This window comes from Paenibacillus sp. PvR098, assembly GCF_017833255.1.
Classification (GTDB): Bacteria; Bacillota; Bacilli; order Paenibacillales; family NBRC-103111; genus Paenibacillus_G.
In genome coordinates, this window is sequence record NZ_JAFIBU010000001.1 from 3260001 (window position 1) to 3279220 (window position 19220).

Here is a 19220-nt window from a genome sequence, read left to right on the forward strand (position 1 = left end):
TAATCTACCGCTTGAATTGGTTGGGCGAGTATGATAATAATTTCATTGTCGCTGCTGAAAAGCTGTGACTTGTTTGTTCCTTGAAAACTGGATATCGAAACAAAGTAACAATGCTGAATCATCCTTAGATCTTTGATCTATAACTACGCTAAGACTTCATGTCGAAGCATTGGTTAAGCTATAAAGAGCACACGGAGGATGCCTAGGCACCAGGAGCCGAAGAAGGACGTGGCGAACGACGAAATGCCTCGGGGAGCCGTAAGCAGGCTTTGATCCGGGGATGTCCGAATGGGGGAACCCGCATGTGGTAATTCGCATGTACCATGCAGTGAATACATAGCTGCATTGGAGGCATACGAGGGGAACTGAAACATCTAAGTACCCTCAGGAAAAGAAAACAAAAGTGATTCCGTCAGTAGCGGCGAGCGAAAGCGGATTAGCCCAAACCAGGAAGCTTGCTTTCTGGGGTTGTGGGACGTCAATGTGGGTTGAGCAGAGTAAGTGAAGCGGTCTGGAAAGGCCGGCCAAAGAAGGTAAAAGCCCTGTAGCTGAAATTCTGCGAAAACCCTAGACGGATCCCGAGTACCGCGAGACACGTGAAACCTCGTGGGAATCCGGCAGGACCATCTGCCAAGGCTAAATACTCCCTGGTGACCGATAGTGAAGCAGTACCGTGAGGGAAAGGTGAAAAGAACCGCGGGAGCGGAGTGAAAAAGAACCTGAAACCGTGTGCTTACAAGAAGTCAGAGCCCGTTAATGGGTGATGGCGTGCCTTTTGTAGAATGAACCGGCGAGTTACGTTCCCGTGCGAGGTTAAGGTGAGAAGCCGTAGCCGCAGCGAAAGCGAGTCTGAATAGGGCGCTTGAGTACGTGGACGTAGACCCGAAACCGTGTGATCTACCCCTGTCCAGGGTGAAGGTGCGGTAACACGCACTGGAGGCCCGAACCCACGAATGTTGAAAAATTCGGGGATGAGGTGGGGGTAGCGGAGAAATTCCAATCGAACTCGGAGATAGCTGGTTCTCCCCGAAATAGCTTTAGGGCTAGCCTCGGGAGATGCGTCGTGGAGGTAAAGCACTGATTGGGTGCGGGGCCCGCCAAGGGTTACCAAGTCCAGTCAAACTCTGAATGCCACAGACGTTATCCCGGGAGTCAGACAGTGAGTGCTAAGATCCATTGTCAAGAGGGAAACAGCCCAGATCATCAGCTAAGGTCCCCAAGTGTGTGTTAAGTGGGAAAGGATGTGGAGTTGCACAGACAACCAGGATGTTGGCTTAGAAGCAGCCACCATTTAAAGAGTGCGTAATAGCTCACTGGTCGAGTGACTCTGCGCCGAAAATGTAACGGGGCTAAACACACCACCGAAGCTATGACTAGACGTCTATGACGTCATGGGGTAGGGGAGCGTTGTAATCGGGTTGAAGCTAGATCGTGAGGACTGGTGGACTGGTTACAAGTGAGAATGCCGGTATGAGTAACGAAAAGATCAGTGAGAATCTGATCCGCCGAAAGCCTAAGGGTTCCTGAGGAAGGTTCGTCCACTCAGGGTTAGTCGGGACCTAAGGCGAGGCCGAAAGGCGTAGTCGAAGGACAACAGGTTGAAATTCCTGTACCACCGTGAACCGTTATGAGCAATGGGGTGACGCAGAAGGATAGTGACGCGAGCTGATGGATGCTCGTCCAAGCAGTAAGGCTGATGTGTAGGCAAATCCGCACATCATTAAGGCTAAGCTGTGATGGGGAGGGAAAATTACAGTACCGAAGGTCATGAGTTCAGGCTGCCAAGAAAAGCCTCTAGCCAGGGAGAAGGTGCCCGTACCGCAAACCGACACAGGTAGGCGAGCAGAGCATGCTAAGGCGCGCGGAAGAACTCTCGTTAAGGAACTCGGCAAAATGACCCCGTAACTTCGGGAGAAGGGGTGCCTCGGTAGGGTGAATAGCCCGAGGGGGCCGCAGTGAAAAGGCCCAAGCGACTGTTTAGCAAAAACACAGGTCTGTGCGAAGCCGCAAGGCGAAGTATACGGGCTGACGCCTGCCCGGTGCTGGAAGGTTAAGGGGAGCGGTTAGGAGCAATCCGAAGCTGTGAACCGAAGCCCCAGTAAACGGCGGCCGTAACTATAACGGTCCTAAGGTAGCGAAATTCCTTGTCAGGTAAATTCTGACCCGCACGAATGGCGTAACGACTTGGGCGCTGTCTCGACGAGAGATCCGGTGAAATTTTAATACCTGTGAAGATGCAGGTTACCCGCGACAAGACGGAAAGACCCCATGGAGCTTTACTGCAGCTTGATATTGGACTTTGGTACGATCTGTACAGGATAGGTGGGAGCCTGAGAAGCATGAGCGCCAGCTTGTGTGGAGGCGACGTTGGGATACCACCCTGATCGTATCGGAGTTCTAACCTGGTACCGTGATCCGGTATGGGGACAGTGTCAGGTGGGCAGTTTGACTGGGGCGGTCGCCTCCTAAAGAGTAACGGAGGCGCCCTAAGGTTCCCTCAGAATGGTTGGAAATCATTCGAAGAGTGCAAAGGCATAAGGGAGCTTGACTGCGAGACAAACAGGTCGAGCAGGGACGAAAGTCGGGCTTAGTGATCCGGTGGTACCGCATGGAAGGGCCATCGCTCAACGGATAAAAGCTACCCTGGGGATAACAGGCTTATCTCCCCCAAGAGTCCACATCGACGGGGAGGTTTGGCACCTCGATGTCGGCTCATCGCATCCTGGGGCTGAAGTAGGTCCCAAGGGTTGGGCTGTTCGCCCATTAAAGCGGTACGCGAGCTGGGTTCAGAACGTCGTGAGACAGTTCGGTCCCTATCTGTCGTGGGCGTAGGAAATTTGAGAGGAGCTGTCCTTAGTACGAGAGGACCGGGATGGACGTACCGCTGGTGTACCAGTTGTCTCGCCAGAGGCACGGCTGGATAGCTAAGTACGGAAGGGATAAGCGCTGAAAGCATCTAAGCGTGAAGCCCCCCTCAAGATGAGATTTCCCAATTAGTAAGACCCCTTGTAGACGACGAGGTTGATAGGTTCGGGGTGGAAGCGCGGCAACGTGTGGAGCTGACGAATACTAATCGGTCGAGGGCTTATCCAAATACATGAACTTCAGCATGCTTTGTTTCGATCCAGTTTTCAGGGCGCAAACCTGAATATGTTTGGTGATGATGGCGGAAGGGAACCACGCGTACCCATACCGAACACGAACGTTAAGCCTTCCAGCGCCAATGGTACTTGGACCGCAGGGTCCTGGGAGAGTAGGACGTCGCCAAGCGAACCAAGAGCCTTTTTGGATCACGATCCGAATGGGCTCTTTTTTTGTCTAATTTGGTATACTATAAATGAAAATCGATGAAAATCTTCATGACTTTGTGCTTGACACCAAATTTGGGCTTTTGATAAGATTGCAATAATATCTTGCGGGATGTAAATAAGGAGGATCATTTTGTGTGGGAGAATAAGTTTGCTAAAGAAGGACTGACATTTGACGACGTATTGCTTGTTCCGCGTAAATCGGACGTTTTTGGTAAAGAAATTGATATTTCAACGAATTTGACGAATAAAATCAAGCTTAACATTCCGTTTCTCAGCTCAGCCATGGATACCGTAACGGAATCCGCTTTGGCGATTGCTATGGCAAGAGAAGGCGGCATCGGCATCATTCATAAGAACATGACGATCGCTCAACAAGCGGAAGAAGTTGATCGGGTGAAGCGCTCCGAGAGCGGCGTAATCACGAACCCTTTCTCCCTTACCCCAGAACACCATGTTTATGATGCTGAAGAACTCATGGCAAAATACCGGATCTCCGGGGTGCCGATTTGTGATGAAAATAAAAGATTGGTTGGGATTTTGACAAACCGTGATCTTCGTTTTGTTCATGATTATTCCATCAAAATTAAAGAAGTAATGACGAGAGAAGAGCTCGTAACCGCACCTGTAGGAACTACGCTGCAGCAGGCCGAAGTTCTTTTGCAGAAACATAAGATAGAGAAGCTGCCTTTGGTCGATGAAAACATGATTTTAAAGGGTCTTATCACGATTAAGGATATTGAAAAAGCGATTCAATTCCCGAACTCCGCCAAAGATAAGCATGGCAGACTGCTCGTTGGTGCGGCGGTGGGCGTATCCAAAGATGTGATGGAACGAGCCGCGGCTTTGGTTGAAGCGGGCATTGATTTGATCGTAGTGGATTCTGCTCACGGTCATCATATTAATATTTTAAATACGGTAAAGAAAATTCGTGAACAGTATCCGGATCTGCCAATCTGTGCAGGTAACGTTGCCACGGGAGAAGCTACCAAAGATCTGATCGAATCTGGAGCAAGCATGGTAAAAGTCGGTATTGGCCCTGGATCAATCTGTACTACTCGGGTTATTGCAGGGATTGGTGTACCGCAGATTACTGCGATTTACGATTGTGCTTCGGTGGCAAAACAATATAATGTACCGATCATTGCAGACGGCGGTATTAAATATTCAGGCGATGTGTCCAAGGCTATAGCTGCAGGAGCCAGCGCGGTCATGATCGGAAGTCTGTTTGCAGGCACCGAAGAAAGTCCGGGCGAATCGGAAATTTTCCAAGGCCGTCGTTTTAAAGTTTATCGCGGTATGGGCTCACTTGGAGCCATGAAGGAAGGCAGCAAGGATCGCTATTTCCAGGAGAACGAAAGCAAATTGGTACCGGAAGGTATCGAAGGACGTGTACCATACAAAGGACCTTTGGCAGACACACTCTATCAATTGGTTGGCGGACTTCGTTCAGGTATGGGCTATTGCGGAGCAAGGAATATTGATGCTCTCGTCAATGAGACAACATTCATTCGCATCACAGGTGCAGGGCTTCGAGAAAGTCATCCACACGACATTCAAATTACGAAGGAAGCGCCGAACTACTCTATGTAATTTGAGATCGTTCATAAATTCAAAACGGGAGCTGCGGCTTCCGTTTCTTGTTTTTGTACAGTTTCGTAGGCTTGTGTTACAATAAAACAGGCCTGTATATGTCTTAGAATGAAAATTTAGTATTGGGAGTGAGATGGTTGTTTCGTCATGTAAAAAGGATTTGTTTAGTCGTAGCTGTCACCTTCTTGTTAAACACGTCACTTACTCTGGTTCAGCCAGCAGCGGTTCAAGCGGCGGATACCCCTGTGGATTTAAAGCTTAATGCAAAATCCGCCATATTGATGGAAGCGAGCACCGGCCAGATTATATATGAATATAACGCTGACGAGGCATTGCCTCCGGCAAGCATGGCTAAGATGATGACGGAATATTTAGTCATGGATGCAGTTAAATCGGGCAAAATCGAGAAGACAACGATGGTTACCACCAGTCCATATGCAGCAGAAGTGATAGGGTCGCAGATATTGCTGGCTTCAGGGGAACAAGCTACGGTAGATGATATGTTCTCCGCTTTATCTATCTACTCGGCCAACGATGCAGCTGTTGCATTGGCTGAACACATTGGCGGTACCGAGGAGAATTTCGCTAAGATGATGAACGAAAAAGCGAAAGAATTTGGATTGTCCGAGAGAGCTCATTTTATTAATTCGACGGGTTTGGGCAGAGCCGACCTTGGCAAGTACGCTCCACAAGAGCTGCAGGGGGAAACGCTGCTTACTGCAAAGGATGCCGCTATTATTGCTTATCATATTTTAAAGGATCATAAAGAAGTACTGGAATATACGAAAATCCCGTCGAAAAAGTTCCGTGAGCGAGATCAATCACCGATGATCAACTGGAACTGGATGCTTTGGGACAATCGGAATACAATCAATTTTAAGCGGTTTGCTTATGAAGGGCTGGATGGTTTGAAAACGGGGAGCACGAATGAAGCAGGCTACTGCTTTACCGGAACGGCGGAACGTAATGGAATGAGACTAATCAGCGTTGTAATGGGGACAGCAACTGAGCCGAGTCGTTTTGAAGAAACTCGGAAGGTGCTGGATTACGGCTTCACGAATTTTGAGTTGAAACAAGTCGTGGGTGCGAAAGCAGAAATAGATTCCATGAAAACGGTAAATATTAAAAAAGGTGTGGAGACGGAAGTTCCGGTAGTTACGGAATCCGGAGTTTCCATTGTTGCCAAAAAAGGCGCTGCCGATGATCAATTCACCATTACAACGGCGCCAGCCGATGAAAGCAAGCTTGTCGCTCCAATAACTAAGGGTCAGGTGCTTGGCACGGTAAAGGTAACTTATCACGGGCAAGAACAGACAGCTAATATGGTTGCAAAGGAAGAAGTGGAGCAAGGAAGCTGGATCCGTTTGTTCTTCAGAGCGATCAAGGACTTTTTTGTTGATACCGTCAAAGGCGTCACCAGCTGATAAAATCCGATGAAACAGGTTGTTTATTTGGCGCGCTTGATGTAAAATATTTGTTTAGTTAGTTTGTCCTATTTAGGCGGATCGTGGAAATATATCGATATGTTGTAGGAGGAATAGGGAAATGGAAACAGGTACATCGCGAGTAAAAAAAGGTATGGCAGAAATGCAAAAAGGCGGCGTCATTATGGACGTCATGAACGCGGAGCAGGCTCGTATCGCAGAAGCGGCTGGCGCATCCGCTGTTATGGCGCTTGAAAGAGTGCCTTCCGATATTCGTGCGGCTGGCGGCGTGGCCCGTATGGCGGACCCAACGATCGTGGAAGAGGTTATGAAAGTCGTATCTATCCCTGTTATGGCCAAAGCGCGGATCGGTCATTATGTGGAGGCGAAAGTGCTGGAATCGATGGGCGTAGACTACATCGACGAAAGCGAAGTGCTCACTCCAGCCGATGAAGTGTTTCATATTAATAAGCATGAATTTACAGTGCCTTTCGTTTGTGGAGCAAGAGACCTTGGCGAAGCGCTCCGCAGAATCGGCGAAGGCGCATCGATGCTTCGTACCAAGGGTGAGCCTGGAACGGGGAATATCGTAGAAGCTGTCCGTCATATGCGTATGATTACAGGACAAATTCGCAAAATTCAGTCCTTGTCCAAAGACGAGCTGATGGCTGAAGCCAAAAATCTGGGTGCGCCTTATGAACTGCTGCTTCAAGTACATGAAACAGGAAGTCTCCCAGTCGTTAACTTTGCGGCAGGCGGTATAGCTACCCCGGCGGATGCGGCTTTAATGATGCACTTGGGCTCGGATGGCGTATTTGTAGGCTCCGGTATTTTCAAATCGGACAACCCTGAAAAATTCGCAAAAGCCATTGTTGAAGCTACTACACACTATACAGACTACGAGCTGATTGCAAATATTTCGAAAAACCTCGGCACACCGATGAAGGGGATCGAAATTTCCAAGCTGCATGCATCTGAGCGGATGCAAGATCGCGGCTGGTAATCCATTGTCGTTTCGTTCGGGAAGAAGGTAGAGTGGGATGAAAATCGGAGTTTTGGCGCTGCAGGGCGCCGTGGCTGAACATATCAAATTGATAGAGAAGGCCGGAGCTCAAGGCGTTATCGTAAAAAGAGTGGAGCAGCTGCCAGAAATCGACGGAATTATTATTCCCGGGGGCGAAAGCACTACGATTGGCAAGCTCATGAGGACCTATCAATTTCTGGATGCTCTACGCGAATTTTCGCGGCAGAGCAAGCCGATTTTCGGCACCTGCGCGGGACTTATTGTTCTTGCGAAGGATATTGTCGGGCAGGAAGAGGCGCATTTGGGATTGATGGATATCGAAGTGGCTAGGAACGCTTTTGGGCGACAGCGCGAAAGCTTTGAGACGGATTTGGATATCAAAGGGATCGATAAGGATGTTCGTGCTGTTTTTATTCGTGCTCCTTTGATTGTCAAAGTGGGAGACAATGTGGAAGTACTGTCTACCTATCGCGACCAGATTGTGGCCGCGCGGCAAGGGCATTTATTGGCTGCCTCGTTTCATCCGGAATTAACCGATGATGAGCGGATGCACGCTTATTTTATAGACATGGTACGTGAGACGAGGTAGGAGGGATCTCCTTGTTGGATGTAAAATTGCTGCGCAGCGATATGGACAGAGTGAAACAGGCCATGAAAAACCGGGGAAAAAACCTCGAGGAGCTTGACCGTTTTACGAGCCTGGATTTGAAGCGCAGAGAGCTTTTACAGGAAGTAGAGCAGCTGAAAAACCGTCGAAACGTAGTTTCGCAGGAAGTGGCTCAGCTGAAGAAAGCTAAGGAAGACGCGAATCATCTAATTGAAGAAATGAAGGTTGTCGGAGATCGAATCAAGGTGTTGGATGAAGAGATTCGTGGGTTGGAGTCCGAACTTGATGGCATCGTGTTATCCATTCCCAACGTTCCTCAAGACGGAGTGCCGGTAGGTGCGTCGGAGGAAGATAATGAAGAAATTCGCCGTGTGGGTGAGGTTCCGGGCTTTTCATTCGAGGTGAAGCCGCACTGGGAAGTGGCGCAGCAGCTGGGCATATTGGATTTTGAGTCTGCGGCGAAGGTAACCGGATCACGATTTGTGTTTTATAAAGGGCTTGGGGCGCGTCTCGAGCGGGCTTTAATGAATTTTATGATGGATCTGCATGCTGACCAGCATGGGTACGAAGAGATGCTGCCACCGTATATTGTTAACCGGGATAGTCTGATGGGAACAGGACAGCTGCCGAAGTTTGCTGAGGATGTTTTTCAGCTGGAGGGAACCGATTATTTCTTGATTCCTACGGCGGAAGTCCCTGTGACCAACTATCATCGGGAAGACATCTTGTCCCTCGAGGATTTGCCGAAATATTTCGTGGCGTTTAGTGCTTGCTTCCGTTCTGAAGCCGGTTCAGCCGGACGCGACACCCGGGGTCTGATCAGACAGCATCAGTTCAACAAAATTGAATTGGTGAAGCTGACAACACCGGAGCAATCCAATGAGGAGCTTGAGAAGCTAACGTTGGATGCGGAAAAGGTGCTGCAACTGCTTAAGCTGCCTTACCGTGTGTTGTCGCTCTGTACGGGCGATATGGGCTTCTCGTCGGCTAAGACGTATGATCTTGAGGTATGGTTGCCTAATAGCAATACCTATCGTGAGATATCGTCCTGCAGTAATTTCGAGGACTTCCAAGCACGCCGCGCGAACATTCGCTTCCGCCGTGACACCAAGGCGAAGCCTGAATTTGTGCATACGCTCAATGGCTCGGGATTGGCCATTGGCCGTACCGTTGCCGCCATCCTAGAGAATTATCAGCAAGAAGACGGCAGTGTACTGATTCCGGAAGTGCTTCAGCCTTATATGGGTAATGTTACGAAAATCAGTAAAAATTAGCGCTTGATATTGCTTTGGTTTTTGTGATACAATGCTTGTTGTCACCCGGAGAGGTGGTCGAGTGGTTTAAGGCAGCGGTCTTGAAAACCGCCGAGGTGCAAGCCTCCGTGGGTTCGAATCCCACCCTCTCCGCCATTATTATAATAAATGGCTACATATAAACAAAAAATCAGCGACCTGCTAAAGGTCGTTTTTTTGTTCCTCCGGAAATGATTCCAGAGAACGAATCCTCACCATTGATAAGCTGAAAATTAATCTATCTGAATCGGAAGCTATTATTGGAGGCATCGCTGATAATTTCGCACTAGTATTTGCCAATTTTTGCGCCAATAGCTGCCCGGTTACACTGACTTCATCCGCTGCTAATGCCATTTGGCTAATCTACGCAATGCGACGGTACACATGGCTTTTTTTACTTAGACTTCCGTGGTATAAGGAGGACGGCAGCTCCGCATGTTAGTACTGTGGAGGTGTTACTTATGAGCAAAAAGGATAGCCTACAAGTGGATCATCAACGTCTAGCGGAGGCATGGGCGCGAACGCTGCCTACCGTGCTGAATGCTTCGGACCGAGCGGAAGTCGTGGCCGATGAAGCGGAGCCGAATGTGCTGCGCGTTCATATTGCTACGGCGGGCCGGAATAATTATAGCTTTGATTTCAAATGTACTTATGTTGATTCCAGAGAAGTAAAGGTAGACCTCGTTGACGTGGAACGGGATGGGAATACTGTCGATGAGCGAACAGATATTATTCAGACGTTGGTTGATGATTATGTAAGGCATATCCACGAGTGCGCACAGCAGCTTCATGCTTTTACGCACAGTTAAACGGAGGAATGGCTGAATGACGAAGAATAAAAGCAGCGTGGATAAAAATGTACAAAATGTCGTGAAAGATCTGGAAAAAACGGTGGTCACAAGCCATCAAGCGCAGCAGGTGCAGCAGCAAACCAATGATCACCGGCATCAGGATGCATTAAATCACGATGAAACACCGCATACTTCAATGCTAATGGATAAAGAGTAATCAGCGAAGGGAGACGGGGTTAGCTATGCCTAAAGATATTCCTCAACCGGTAAACCCGCCGAGCGGCCGTCAAAATCAAGACGAGCACCTTCAGCCGAATGAACCGTTGTCCGGCTCGAAGAAAGTGAAAAATCAAAACCATAGCCGTCATAATAACGGCGAGGGTTAACAAAGAAAACAGCCTCTTACCTTACGTAAGGGGCTGTTCCAATACAACTTGGTCAATTATTTTTTTCTAGCTCTACTTTGTGAAAGCATTCTGTCATCAGTTCATAAGCATTAGGTTCGTTATCGGTATAACCGTAAAGTAGAGCACCAGCGGTTACCGCATCAATCACTTCATCAAGTTGAGTACAAATGGAAATGGAAAACTCATCATAAATGATGTAATACCAGTGATCTGCGGTCATGATTAGTACCCACCTCGATTGTGACATTCAATCCTCATTTTACCATGAACCCAAAAAAAAGAGAACCATATTCAGCTGGTTCTCTTCACTTTTTTCAAGAATGATTACGGATTGTGCGTAAGAAAAGGACTAGGCGCTCCTGTATGGAATATTGTAAGCAAATGCATAGCCCGGGTGCAGGCGGTATAAAGCAGCTTACGCTCGCTTTCTCTATGGTAATACTCGGCTGAACCGTTATAAATGAGCACGGCATCGAATTCGAGTCCTTTGGCTAAATATGCGGGAATAACGACCACACTGGCCTGAAACATACGTGTTTCTTTAGTAATCCATTGGAGCTTTGGCAGTCGGCTCGAAAGCTTCTCAAACGCTTCACCCGCCTCCTGGGCTGTCTTGCATATAATGGCGATGGTATCGGTTCCCGCCGCTTGAAGGCGTCCGATTTCCCCTAGCAAGGCTTCCGTCAGCATGGACTCATCCGGTACGGCCTTCAGCTTCGGTGGCTCTCCGCTGCGGTTGAAGGGCTCAACGGGTTCCCCAAATGGCAAAATGGCTTTCGTGAATTCAGCGATTTCTTTCGTTGACCGATAGCTGCGGACCAGACGAATCAGCTCCACTTGATCACGACCGTAAAGATCGTATATCATTTCATATCCGGCCATGCCATAGTCAGGTTCCGCTGCATAATGCGCATAGATGGCTTGATTGAAATCGCCCAGCAGCGTCATTTTTGCCCAGGGGAACAATCGGTTCAGGAACACTAGCTGAAACGTCGAATAGTCCTGCGCTTCATCGATAATGACATGACGAACCGTATTGTACGTATGAAATCCTTCAATCAAACCGGTTAAATACAGCAGTGGCGTTGCATCCTCATATGGCAGTTCGCCGCGGTCGATTTGCTCGAGTGTCATCTGCCGAATGGATTCCCATTCCGGAGGGGTTTCACGGTCATCCGCCTTAGCGGCCTTGGCAAACCAAGAGCCGTCTGATATGAGCTGTCTATACAGTGCTGTCGCCGAAATGAAGCGGAGCTGCTTGATTTTCTTCCTCAGTGGTTTGAATCTTTCGTGAACGACGTATTTGCTAAGCAGCAGAGCTTCCTGCTGAGCATCCTCAAAAGCAACCTCCCGGTCACCCCTTTGCTTCTGAAGCGCGTTGTAGGCGCGCTGATAATCTTCCTTATCCAGCAGCTCGATTTCCTCTTTGACCCAAGGCTGTTTTCGTTCATCTCTAGCTAAACGCTTCAGTTCTTTTAAAAGCCATTCTTTGACTAAATGGATCTTGTTGCTCAGTTTTATAGACCGATCCAAGCTGTAAAAATAATTGGCCATCTGCTGCTTGGCAACGAGCACTTTGCCTCGAAAGATTAGGTCAACAAACAGCATACCCTCTGACTCCAACTGCTGAGCGTACTTGTCTATTATGCCGACAAATGCTTTGGAAGATTTATAGCGAATACTGCTCCTGCGTATTTCAATCTTCGGATCGCCATGGGAGGTAAGCATAGCCTCGATCTGACTATAAGCATCCTCTATTTGAAATTGCGAGCCGAGGCGCAGCTGCAAATACTCCTGATACGTCGTTTGCTGCATATTAGCTTCACCGAGCTCGGGAAGCACGCTGGAGACATAGCTGTTGAACAAGGCGTTGGGGCTGAACAGCACCATGTTGTCGCTGCTAAGTGTTTGGCGGTGCTTATACAGCAAATAAGCCACCCGCTGCAGAGCTACGGATGTTTTCCCGCTGCCTGCCGCGCCTTGAACGATCAGTACCCGGTGGCGGTCGTCGCGGATAATTTGATTCTGCTCTTTTTGTATGGTAGCCACAATCGATTTCATATGGTCGTTGGCATTTTGTCCGAGAATTTGCTGAAGCACCTCGTCGCCGATGGTAATGCCAGTATCGAACATCGCTTTCATTTCTCCGCTGCGAATCATGAATTGGCGCTTCAAGTCTAAGGTGCCATTGATCTTGCCCACAGGCGTCTCATAGCTGGCAGGGCCGGGAGGATAATCGTAGAACAGGCTGGATACCGGAGCACGCCAATCGTATACCCAATACGTTTGCGTCTTCTCATCCAGCACTGAAGCGATCCCGATATATATTTTCTCGGTATCCGAAGAGCCATCTTCCGTGAAATCGAGCCGGCCAAAATAGGGAGAGTTATACATCCGCAGCAAGCGGTATTTGGTATCCTCGGCATGCTGCAGGCTTCGTTCTTGACCGGCGAGCATCATGGATTGCTGCGTAATGCTGGAGTAAGTCTCCATAATGTCGTCGGGATTCGCCAGATTGACCGTAATGTCGTCCCAGAAATCTTTGCGTGCTTCGGCTACTGTCGATTTTCGTTGTTCGGACAGTGCTTCTGACCGTTCGATCAGCTTACGAACTTCATTCAGCACAAGCTCCAGCCTATGCTGTTCTTCCTGCCAAGCGCTATCCTGACTCAAGGAAGGTCAGCTCCTTTATATGCAAAATCGTGTCTGAACATCTTACCACAAGGGAACTTTTATGAGCAATTGCGTACAATAACCTGAAGTGGTATGATAACCTGAAATTTAGGAGGGTTGCGTATGATCACCATCAAAACACCGGAAGAAATTGAACTTATGCGCCAAGCCGGTGAGATTCTCGCCAAGTGTCATCAGGAAATCGCCAAGATGATAAGGCCGGGACTTTCCACAATGGTTATTAATGATTTTGCCGAACGATTTATCCAGGAGCAAGGGGCTGAGCAAGTCGTTAAAGGGTTTAAAGGGTATCCGTTTGCTACCTGCACTTCTGTCAATGATGTGATCGCCCATGGATTCCCGAACGAAGAACCGCTGCAAAATGGAGATATCGTCAAAGTGGACATTGTTTGTCGTTACAACGGATGGTGTGCGGATTCATGCCGTACATATGCGGTTGGAACGATTTCGCCTGATGCGAAGCGCCTGATGCGTGTAACCAAGGAGTGCCTGATGTTGGGGATCGAGAAGGCCGTAGTGGGTAATCGGATGGGCGATGTAATGCATGCCGTGCAGAAGCACGCAGAAGGAGCCGGTTTCTCCGTCGTACGCGATCTGGCCATGCATGGAATTGGACGAAGCATGCATGAGGATCCATCGTTACCCCATGTAGGCAAGCCGGGCCGCGGTGTTCGTCTGCAGGAAGGCATGGTTTTTACCATTGAGCCTATGATTAATGCAGGCAAGCATGAGATGTTTATCGAATTTGATGGATGGACGGCCCGTACCTATGACGGCAGCCTGTCGGCACAATTCGAGCATACCGTTGCTATTACCAAAGACGGGCCGCTGGTGATCACTGAAGGAATGATGTGATGAATCGGTCTTCAAAAAGAAAAAGCACCGTCCGGTAGTATGGACGGCAGCCTTAGCTTAAGGGCGGTCCCCGCTCCTCGCCGATGGGCTCGGTAGGGGTTCCGCAGCATACCCGGCGGACAAGCTATCCTCACCGGTGGCGTCTTCCTTAACGTCATTGATGTCTTCGTTGTTATAAATATATATTTCTTCAGCTTGAGCGGTACATTTGTCCATGGAAATCACCTCTTCGCTATTGTGGCGGCAGAGGCGATTTTTTATGCGCGGAAATAAATAAAGGCCCTAAATGATAAGGCCTGTCAGGTTAGAAAAAGTAAGCAAGCTATATGTATGGCGTCCCCGAGAGGACTCGAACCACTATCTGTCCTTTAGGAGAGGACTGCTCTATCCTGTTGAGCTACGGGGACGTGAAACCATGGATATTATAACATATGCCGGACCGGGAAGAAAGTCATATAAAAATTTTTAAAAAAAGGTGCAGTAATATATTCGGCTGGCGACGTCTATTATCCAGAGAGGAGGGGGAGACGATTACGGAAGAGGCATGGATTGCGCGAATCATGGCGGGCGAGCGGGATGCGTTTCGTGAGCTGGTGGATCAGTACGGGAGCTATTTGTTCAAAGCGGTCTACGCCGTGCTCCGATCGACGAAGGACGCTGAAGATGTGACCCAGGAAGCGCTAATGAAGATATACACGTCTCTCCCCCAATACCGGTATCAAGGTTTGAAAACCTGGATGACACGCATAGCCGTCAACAAAGCGATTGATTTCAAACGGTCCAAAGACCGAAAGAAGGAAGAGCTGACCATTGAGTGGGAGGGACTCGGAGCGGAGCCGCTGCTGCGGGAATGCCCTGTGGAGGATACGGTAATCTACCGGGAGCGCAGAGATCGGGTACGCGATTATGTAGATCAGCTCCCCGAGAGCTACCGTGACGTCGTAGTTGCTTTCTATATTGAAGAGAAGAGCTATCAACAAATTTCCGAGGAGCAGCAGATCGCGCTGAAAACGGTGGAATCGAAGCTGTACCGGGCTAAACAATACATGCGGAAGGTATGGAAGGAGGAGGAATGGGAATGAATCACAGGAGAACAGAAACATGGCTTCAGTATGTGAGGGATGAACTGACATCCGCAGAGAGAGCAACCTGCGAAGCGCATTTGGACAGCTGCGATGCATGCTTTGAGTTGTGTATGCAATGTTTAGAGCAGGCTGGCGATCTTCTGCCGGAACTTGAGAATCAAGAAGCTTTTTCTGAAGCGGTGATGATACGTCTGGAACAAGAATTGCCGCCAACTAGGCTGGTAGATATGGTGCCGGAGCAATCCAAACGTAAACTACGTATACCGTGGATTCAGCACCCGTTCTTCCATTACGCGGTAGCTGCAGCAATCACGCTGATTCTCATGAACACCGGAGTATTCCAGACCCTTACGCAGCAAATCGAGCGTTTTGATACCGCCGCGGGGAAAAAAGTGGAGGCAGAAGCGGTCTTGCACGGTTCTGTCTCTGAGAAGCTGATGAACAAAACGATCGGCATGCTCGATTCCATTCAACCGAGATACGAAAGAGGGGGTACCCATGAATCCAAATAAAAACCCGATGGTTGCTTTTGTACTATCGTTCATCCCTGGACTTGGCCACTTATATTTGGGCCGTCCCGTCAAAGCGCTCCTGTATGGCGGCGGATTTTTCGGCTCGTTACTGCTGCTGGTCGTGATGGTTGCGGCACGTGTTCACCGGATATTCGGGTACAATGAATTTCCTTACTTTTTTATGCTGTTTGTGGCGTTCGTCATTTGGGCGGTCAACCTAATCGATGTGATTCGTACGCTGCTGGGCAGGTCGCAGCCCGCAAACTGGGGTACAGCAGGAGCTGACCCTCACGACCCTATGCAGGGGGAGCCTAACTCCTCCGTTTGGGGACCGACACCGGCCCAAGATTCACAGATCAACGACCGTTTTATCACCATATTGCTGTCGTTCGTTCCTGGACTCGGCCACTTCCAATTGGGCTTAATGCAGCGGGGACTGGCGTTTTTGGTGACGTTCTTCGGACTTACGATTATGATCTTTTTCGTTACTGCGTTAACGAATAGAGAGGAGTTTCTTGCCTTCTTGGGTGTGCTTCCTATCATCTGGCTCTACTGCATGTTCGACTGTGTGCAGCAGTTGAACCGCAAGCATCGGGGGGAGGAGCTGGTGGATCGTTCCATATTCGAGGATTTTCAAGATACTAGGGAGTCCGGTAAAAAGAACAAAACGCTCGCTATGCTGCTTTCCATCTTCCCCGGAGCGGGACATATGTATCTTGGTTTGCAAAAGCGCGGTTTACAGCTCATGGCAGCATTCCTGTTCGGTATTTATATCATGGACGTGCTTCGATTGTCGCTGTTTTTGTTCCTGATTCCGATTATATGGTTTTTCAGCTTTTTCGATGGGCTGCAGTATATATCAAGATACGGGCGCGAGGAGATCAGGGATGTACCGGTCGTCGATTGGCTGATGCATCATCAGCGGTGGATCGGTGTCGGACTGCTCGGATTGGGCTTGTATTACTTGGTCGATAACGTCCTGATTAACGGATTGGACCGATGGTTGGATGAGCAAATGAGCCGAGAAATCATATATTGGTACCGCCAATACTTCCATACATTCATTGTATGCGTGCTGCTCATCGGGGGCGGTCTTCGGCTCTTGTTCGGAAGCAAGCGGGGGAAGGGGGAACGGACTTGATGAGGACATGGCGCGTAGGAACCTTATCCATGGGGTTGTCACTGATTTTCCTTGGTGTGACATTGTTTTTATCTCAACTGAAGGGCTTGGACGCTTTCGATACGTTCTTTGCTTGGTGGCCGATCCTGTTTGTGCTGCTAGGCCTTGAAATTCTCATTTACCTGATATGGATGAGGAAGGAAAACAGCGTTGTCCGTTATGATCTGATGAGTGTGTTTTTCGTTGGATTGTTGTTCATCAGTTCCTTGGGCTTTGCCTTTCTGACCAGCATCGGCGTTCTCGGCGAGGTAAGGCGAATGGTAGGAACGGTTGAGCGTACCGTAGACCTGCCCGAGGTGCGGGAAGCCGTCGGCGACGGGGTCAAACGAATTATTGTGCAGACGAGCGGTCCACTGGTCAAAGTAGATCAGACCCCGGAGCGGTCCGTTCATTTGTTCGGCAGTTATCGGGAGAGGGCGCAGGAGGACGAAATGCCGGAGGCTCCCGAAGAGAACGCTTATGCCGTTCACACAATCGGCGATACGATGTATGTTCAGGTGAAGCAGCCCCCGGTTCGTCAGGGCTTTGATTCGTACTATCCCTATATGAATGTGACTGTGGTGCTGCCCCAGGATGTTCCGGTAGAACTGCGGAACAGGGATAACCAACTGATGCCGATAGAGATGTAACGATAATATGAGAGGCCCTGCAGGACGGTTCCTGCAGGGCCTTGAAGTTTATTTGGGTTGCATTATATGAAAGGAACGGCGGTCAACAACGGCAAATCTAGATGGAACATATGGGTATCGAGACGACAGGATATCACGTGTACTGGTGTAGGAAGTGAATCCTTCACGCAGAGCTGTTCAAGCTACGCCTTTCCCCGTAATTTGCGGAAAAATTGCGTTAGCATGGCACCGCACTCCTCCTGGAGCACACCGCTGATGACCTCAACCCGATGATTAAAACGATCCTCCTGAAGCAGGTTCATCAGCGTTCCAGCACAGCCGGCTTTCGGGTCGGGGGTGCCGTAAATAACCTGCGGGATACGGGACTGTACAATGGCACCTGCACACATAGGGCATGGCTCGAGCGTTACATAGAGTCTACAATCCAATAGACGCCAAGCGTCCAGATGCTGACTTGCCTGTTTGATCGCGATCAGCTCGGCGTGAGCGAGCGGATCGCGCGTCGTTTCGCGGACATTGTGGCCGCGTCCGATAATTTCGTTACCGCGTACGATGACTGCGCCAATCGGTACCTCCAAAATCGACTCCGCTTTTCGGGCCTCTTCCATCGCGGCTCTCATGTAAGGCAGATGTTCTTCCCATAAAGACAATGCAGACACCTCATTTATTTTGTGGACAATAAGTTCGAACAAACATTCGTTGTTAACATGCTGTGGATAACATTGTGGATAAGTTACGCGTTAACTACATCCATTGTAGAAAAATCATGCTTGGAGAGCAAGTTTAATTCAAATAGTTTCAGTTATTCACAGGATGTTGAATATGTGAATAATCGTTTAGGAACGATATTTGTAAAAAATCAGTTGAATGGCTTTCCTGCAATCTATATAATGAAGTAATATATCAGATGGGTAAAATTACCTAATTATAGATAAAACTTCTGGTTACATGGTCTTATCTGACACATGGCTTATACCTAACTTATACGAGGTAAAAATAAAGGGCTTCCATTTTTTTGATGAAAGGTGGTATTGATTACAATGAGTTCAACTTCTCCCAGCAAATTGTTCGAAGCAGACAAGATCAAGAACAGAAGTCAAGGTGGTATTTTGCTGCAAAGCCGAACTGTTGTGGAGAAGAAAGATTTTGTCTCCACGGGTATTCTAAGCTATGCGGAAGGAGATATTATCGAGATCGAAATGTCGGAATTCAAGGCGTTTGAGCTCGGGGATAAGGTTAAACTGACTGTGTATTCGCCAGGCGGTATCTATGTATTTGAATCTACGATTGTAGCTAAGGACCATGGCGCGCTCATGGTGATCAATCCACCCCATAATCAAAGCCGTTTCGCGGAGAAACGCGAGCATCCTCGGGTGAAGGTGAATCAAAGCGGAGTGATCGTTTCCATCAAGGAAGCGGAGGGGATTGAGCGGCTGCTGCAGAGCAAAGTCGAGCTCACGGTGCAAAATTTAAGCATCAGCGGGTTAGGTTTCACTGTGCTTGAGTACATGGATTTGGATACAAACTCGACAGTTAGCCTAGCGCTCGATTTAGGCTTTACGCTGCAATGTACCACGGAAATCATAAGATCGGAAACGACAGTTGAAGGCTATTATTATGGGGCGAGATACGTTGATTTAACGCCAGAAAAAGCGAATTCGCTGCGGGCATTTATTTTAAAAATGCAGGTCGAGTCGCATTATACGCTAAAAAAAGAAGAAATGCAGAAGAGCAATTTCAAATAACTCAGGCGAACGCCACGGACAAAGCGCTGGCTTTAAGCATAAGCTGATGTAAAGTAAGCATCTTAAAGGTGGTG

Annotated in this window: 18 protein-coding genes, 2 tRNA genes and 2 rRNA genes; 17 read left to right on the plus strand and 5 right to left on the minus strand. The window is 48.7% G+C overall.

All coding sequences use genetic code 11. The features are described from left to right. Positions 1–171: 171 nt before the first annotated feature. From JOE45_RS16210 to JOE45_RS16260, 11 genes are all read left to right on the plus strand, one after another. Positions 172–3093: ribosomal RNA gene (locus JOE45_RS16210) — 23S ribosomal RNA — on the plus strand. Between the two features lie 60 nt (positions 3094–3153). Continuing rightward, positions 3154–3270, plus strand: a 5S ribosomal RNA gene (gene rrf / locus JOE45_RS16215). A gap of 173 nt (positions 3271–3443) precedes the next feature. Then, a complete protein-coding gene (gene guaB / locus JOE45_RS16220) occupies positions 3444–4901 on the plus strand; it encodes an IMP dehydrogenase (protein ID WP_210019269.1) in 1458 nt (485 codons plus the stop codon). Between the two features lie 128 nt (positions 4902–5029). Beyond that, on the plus strand, positions 5030–6325 hold the full coding sequence (locus JOE45_RS16225) for a D-alanyl-D-alanine carboxypeptidase family protein (protein ID WP_348632603.1): 1296 nt from the start codon (positions 5030–5032) through the stop codon (positions 6323–6325). Positions 6326–6446: 121 nt separating this feature from the next. Continuing rightward, entirely contained in the window at positions 6447–7328 is an 882-nt protein-coding gene (pdxS, locus tag JOE45_RS16230; protein WP_210019267.1) for a pyridoxal 5'-phosphate synthase lyase subunit PdxS, read from the plus strand. A gap of 37 nt (positions 7329–7365) precedes the next feature. Next, a complete protein-coding gene (gene pdxT / locus JOE45_RS16235) occupies positions 7366–7938 on the plus strand; it encodes a pyridoxal 5'-phosphate synthase glutaminase subunit PdxT (protein ID WP_210019266.1) in 573 nt (190 codons plus the stop codon). Positions 7939–7949: 11 nt separating this feature from the next. Continuing rightward, entirely contained in the window at positions 7950–9230 is a 1281-nt protein-coding gene (gene serS, locus JOE45_RS16240; protein ID WP_210019265.1) for a serine--tRNA ligase, read from the plus strand. A 47-nt stretch (positions 9231–9277) separates the two neighbouring features. Next, positions 9278–9365: transfer RNA gene (locus JOE45_RS16245), tRNA-Ser, on the plus strand. 344 nt (positions 9366–9709) lie between these two features. Beyond that, complete coding sequence (locus tag JOE45_RS16250; protein WP_210019264.1) at positions 9710–10057, plus strand: hypothetical protein; 348 nt, start codon at positions 9710–9712, stop codon at positions 10055–10057. Between the two features lie 16 nt (positions 10058–10073). Next, positions 10074–10256 carry a hypothetical protein gene (locus JOE45_RS16255; protein WP_210019263.1) on the plus strand — a complete coding sequence of 61 codons (183 nt, stop codon included), beginning with the start codon at positions 10074–10076 and terminating at the stop codon, positions 10254–10256. A 25-nt stretch (positions 10257–10281) separates the two neighbouring features. Next, on the plus strand, positions 10282–10425 hold the full coding sequence (locus JOE45_RS16260; protein WP_210019262.1) for a small acid-soluble spore protein P: 144 nt from the start codon (positions 10282–10284) through the stop codon (positions 10423–10425). 52 nt (positions 10426–10477) lie between these two features. Here JOE45_RS16260 and JOE45_RS16265 read toward each other — a convergent pair whose 3' ends face one another. Next, on the minus strand, positions 10478–10666 hold the full coding sequence (locus JOE45_RS16265; RefSeq protein ID WP_210019261.1) for a hypothetical protein: 189 nt from the start codon (positions 10664–10666) through the stop codon (positions 10478–10480). A gap of 104 nt (positions 10667–10770) precedes the next feature. Beyond that, positions 10771–13119 (minus strand): RNA polymerase recycling motor HelD, encoded by a 2349-nt coding sequence (gene helD / locus JOE45_RS16270; RefSeq protein ID WP_210019260.1) that lies wholly within the window; start codon positions 13117–13119, stop codon positions 10771–10773. Between the two features lie 123 nt (positions 13120–13242). Between helD and map the strand changes: the two genes are divergently transcribed. Then, positions 13243–13995: a type I methionyl aminopeptidase gene (map, locus tag JOE45_RS16275; RefSeq protein WP_210019259.1), complete on the plus strand. Its 753-nt coding sequence runs from the start codon at positions 13243–13245 to the stop codon at positions 13993–13995. A gap of 57 nt (positions 13996–14052) precedes the next feature. Here the strand turns inward: map and JOE45_RS16280 are convergent, their stop codons facing one another. Together JOE45_RS16280 and JOE45_RS16285 are read right to left on the minus strand one after the other, a co-directional pair. Further along, complete coding sequence (locus tag JOE45_RS16280) at positions 14053–14211, minus strand: hypothetical protein (protein ID WP_210019258.1); 159 nt, start codon at positions 14209–14211, stop codon at positions 14053–14055. A gap of 115 nt (positions 14212–14326) precedes the next feature. Then, positions 14327–14402 (minus strand) — tRNA-Arg (locus tag JOE45_RS16285). Between the two features lie 24 nt (positions 14403–14426). Here JOE45_RS16285 and JOE45_RS16290 point away from each other — a divergent pair. From JOE45_RS16290 to JOE45_RS16305, 4 genes are read left to right on the plus strand one after another with little or no spacing between them, the layout of a single operon-like run. After that, complete coding sequence (locus tag JOE45_RS16290; protein WP_245247448.1) at positions 14427–15077, plus strand: RNA polymerase sigma factor; 651 nt, start codon at positions 14427–14429, stop codon at positions 15075–15077. Continuing rightward, on the plus strand, positions 15074–15592 hold the full coding sequence (locus JOE45_RS16295) for an anti-sigma factor family protein (RefSeq protein ID WP_210019257.1): 519 nt from the start codon (positions 15074–15076) through the stop codon (positions 15590–15592). Before JOE45_RS16290 ends, JOE45_RS16295 begins: the two co-directional genes overlap by 4 nt. Continuing rightward, positions 15579–16733, plus strand: coding sequence for a hypothetical protein (locus JOE45_RS16300; protein ID WP_210019256.1), 1155 nt, complete (start codon positions 15579–15581; stop codon positions 16731–16733). Before JOE45_RS16295 ends, JOE45_RS16300 begins: the two co-directional genes overlap by 14 nt. After that, a complete protein-coding gene (locus tag JOE45_RS16305; protein WP_461479691.1) occupies positions 16733–17401 on the plus strand; it encodes a LiaF transmembrane domain-containing protein in 669 nt (222 codons plus the stop codon). The genes JOE45_RS16300 and JOE45_RS16305 overlap by 1 nt, the downstream gene beginning before the upstream one ends. Before the next feature lie 182 nt (positions 17402–17583). Here the strand turns inward: JOE45_RS16305 and tadA are convergent, their stop codons facing one another. After that, on the minus strand, positions 17584–18051 hold the full coding sequence (tadA, locus tag JOE45_RS16310) for a tRNA adenosine(34) deaminase TadA (RefSeq protein WP_280873780.1): 468 nt from the start codon (positions 18049–18051) through the stop codon (positions 17584–17586). Positions 18052–18441: 390 nt separating this feature from the next. On the opposite strand from tadA, the gene JOE45_RS16315 reads away from it, so the two are divergent. Beyond that, the gene (locus JOE45_RS16315; RefSeq protein WP_210019254.1) at positions 18442–19146 is read left to right on the plus strand and encodes a PilZ domain-containing protein; all 705 of its coding nucleotides are present in this window, start codon (positions 18442–18444) and stop codon (positions 19144–19146) included. The last annotated feature ends 74 nt before the right edge of the window (positions 19147–19220 follow it).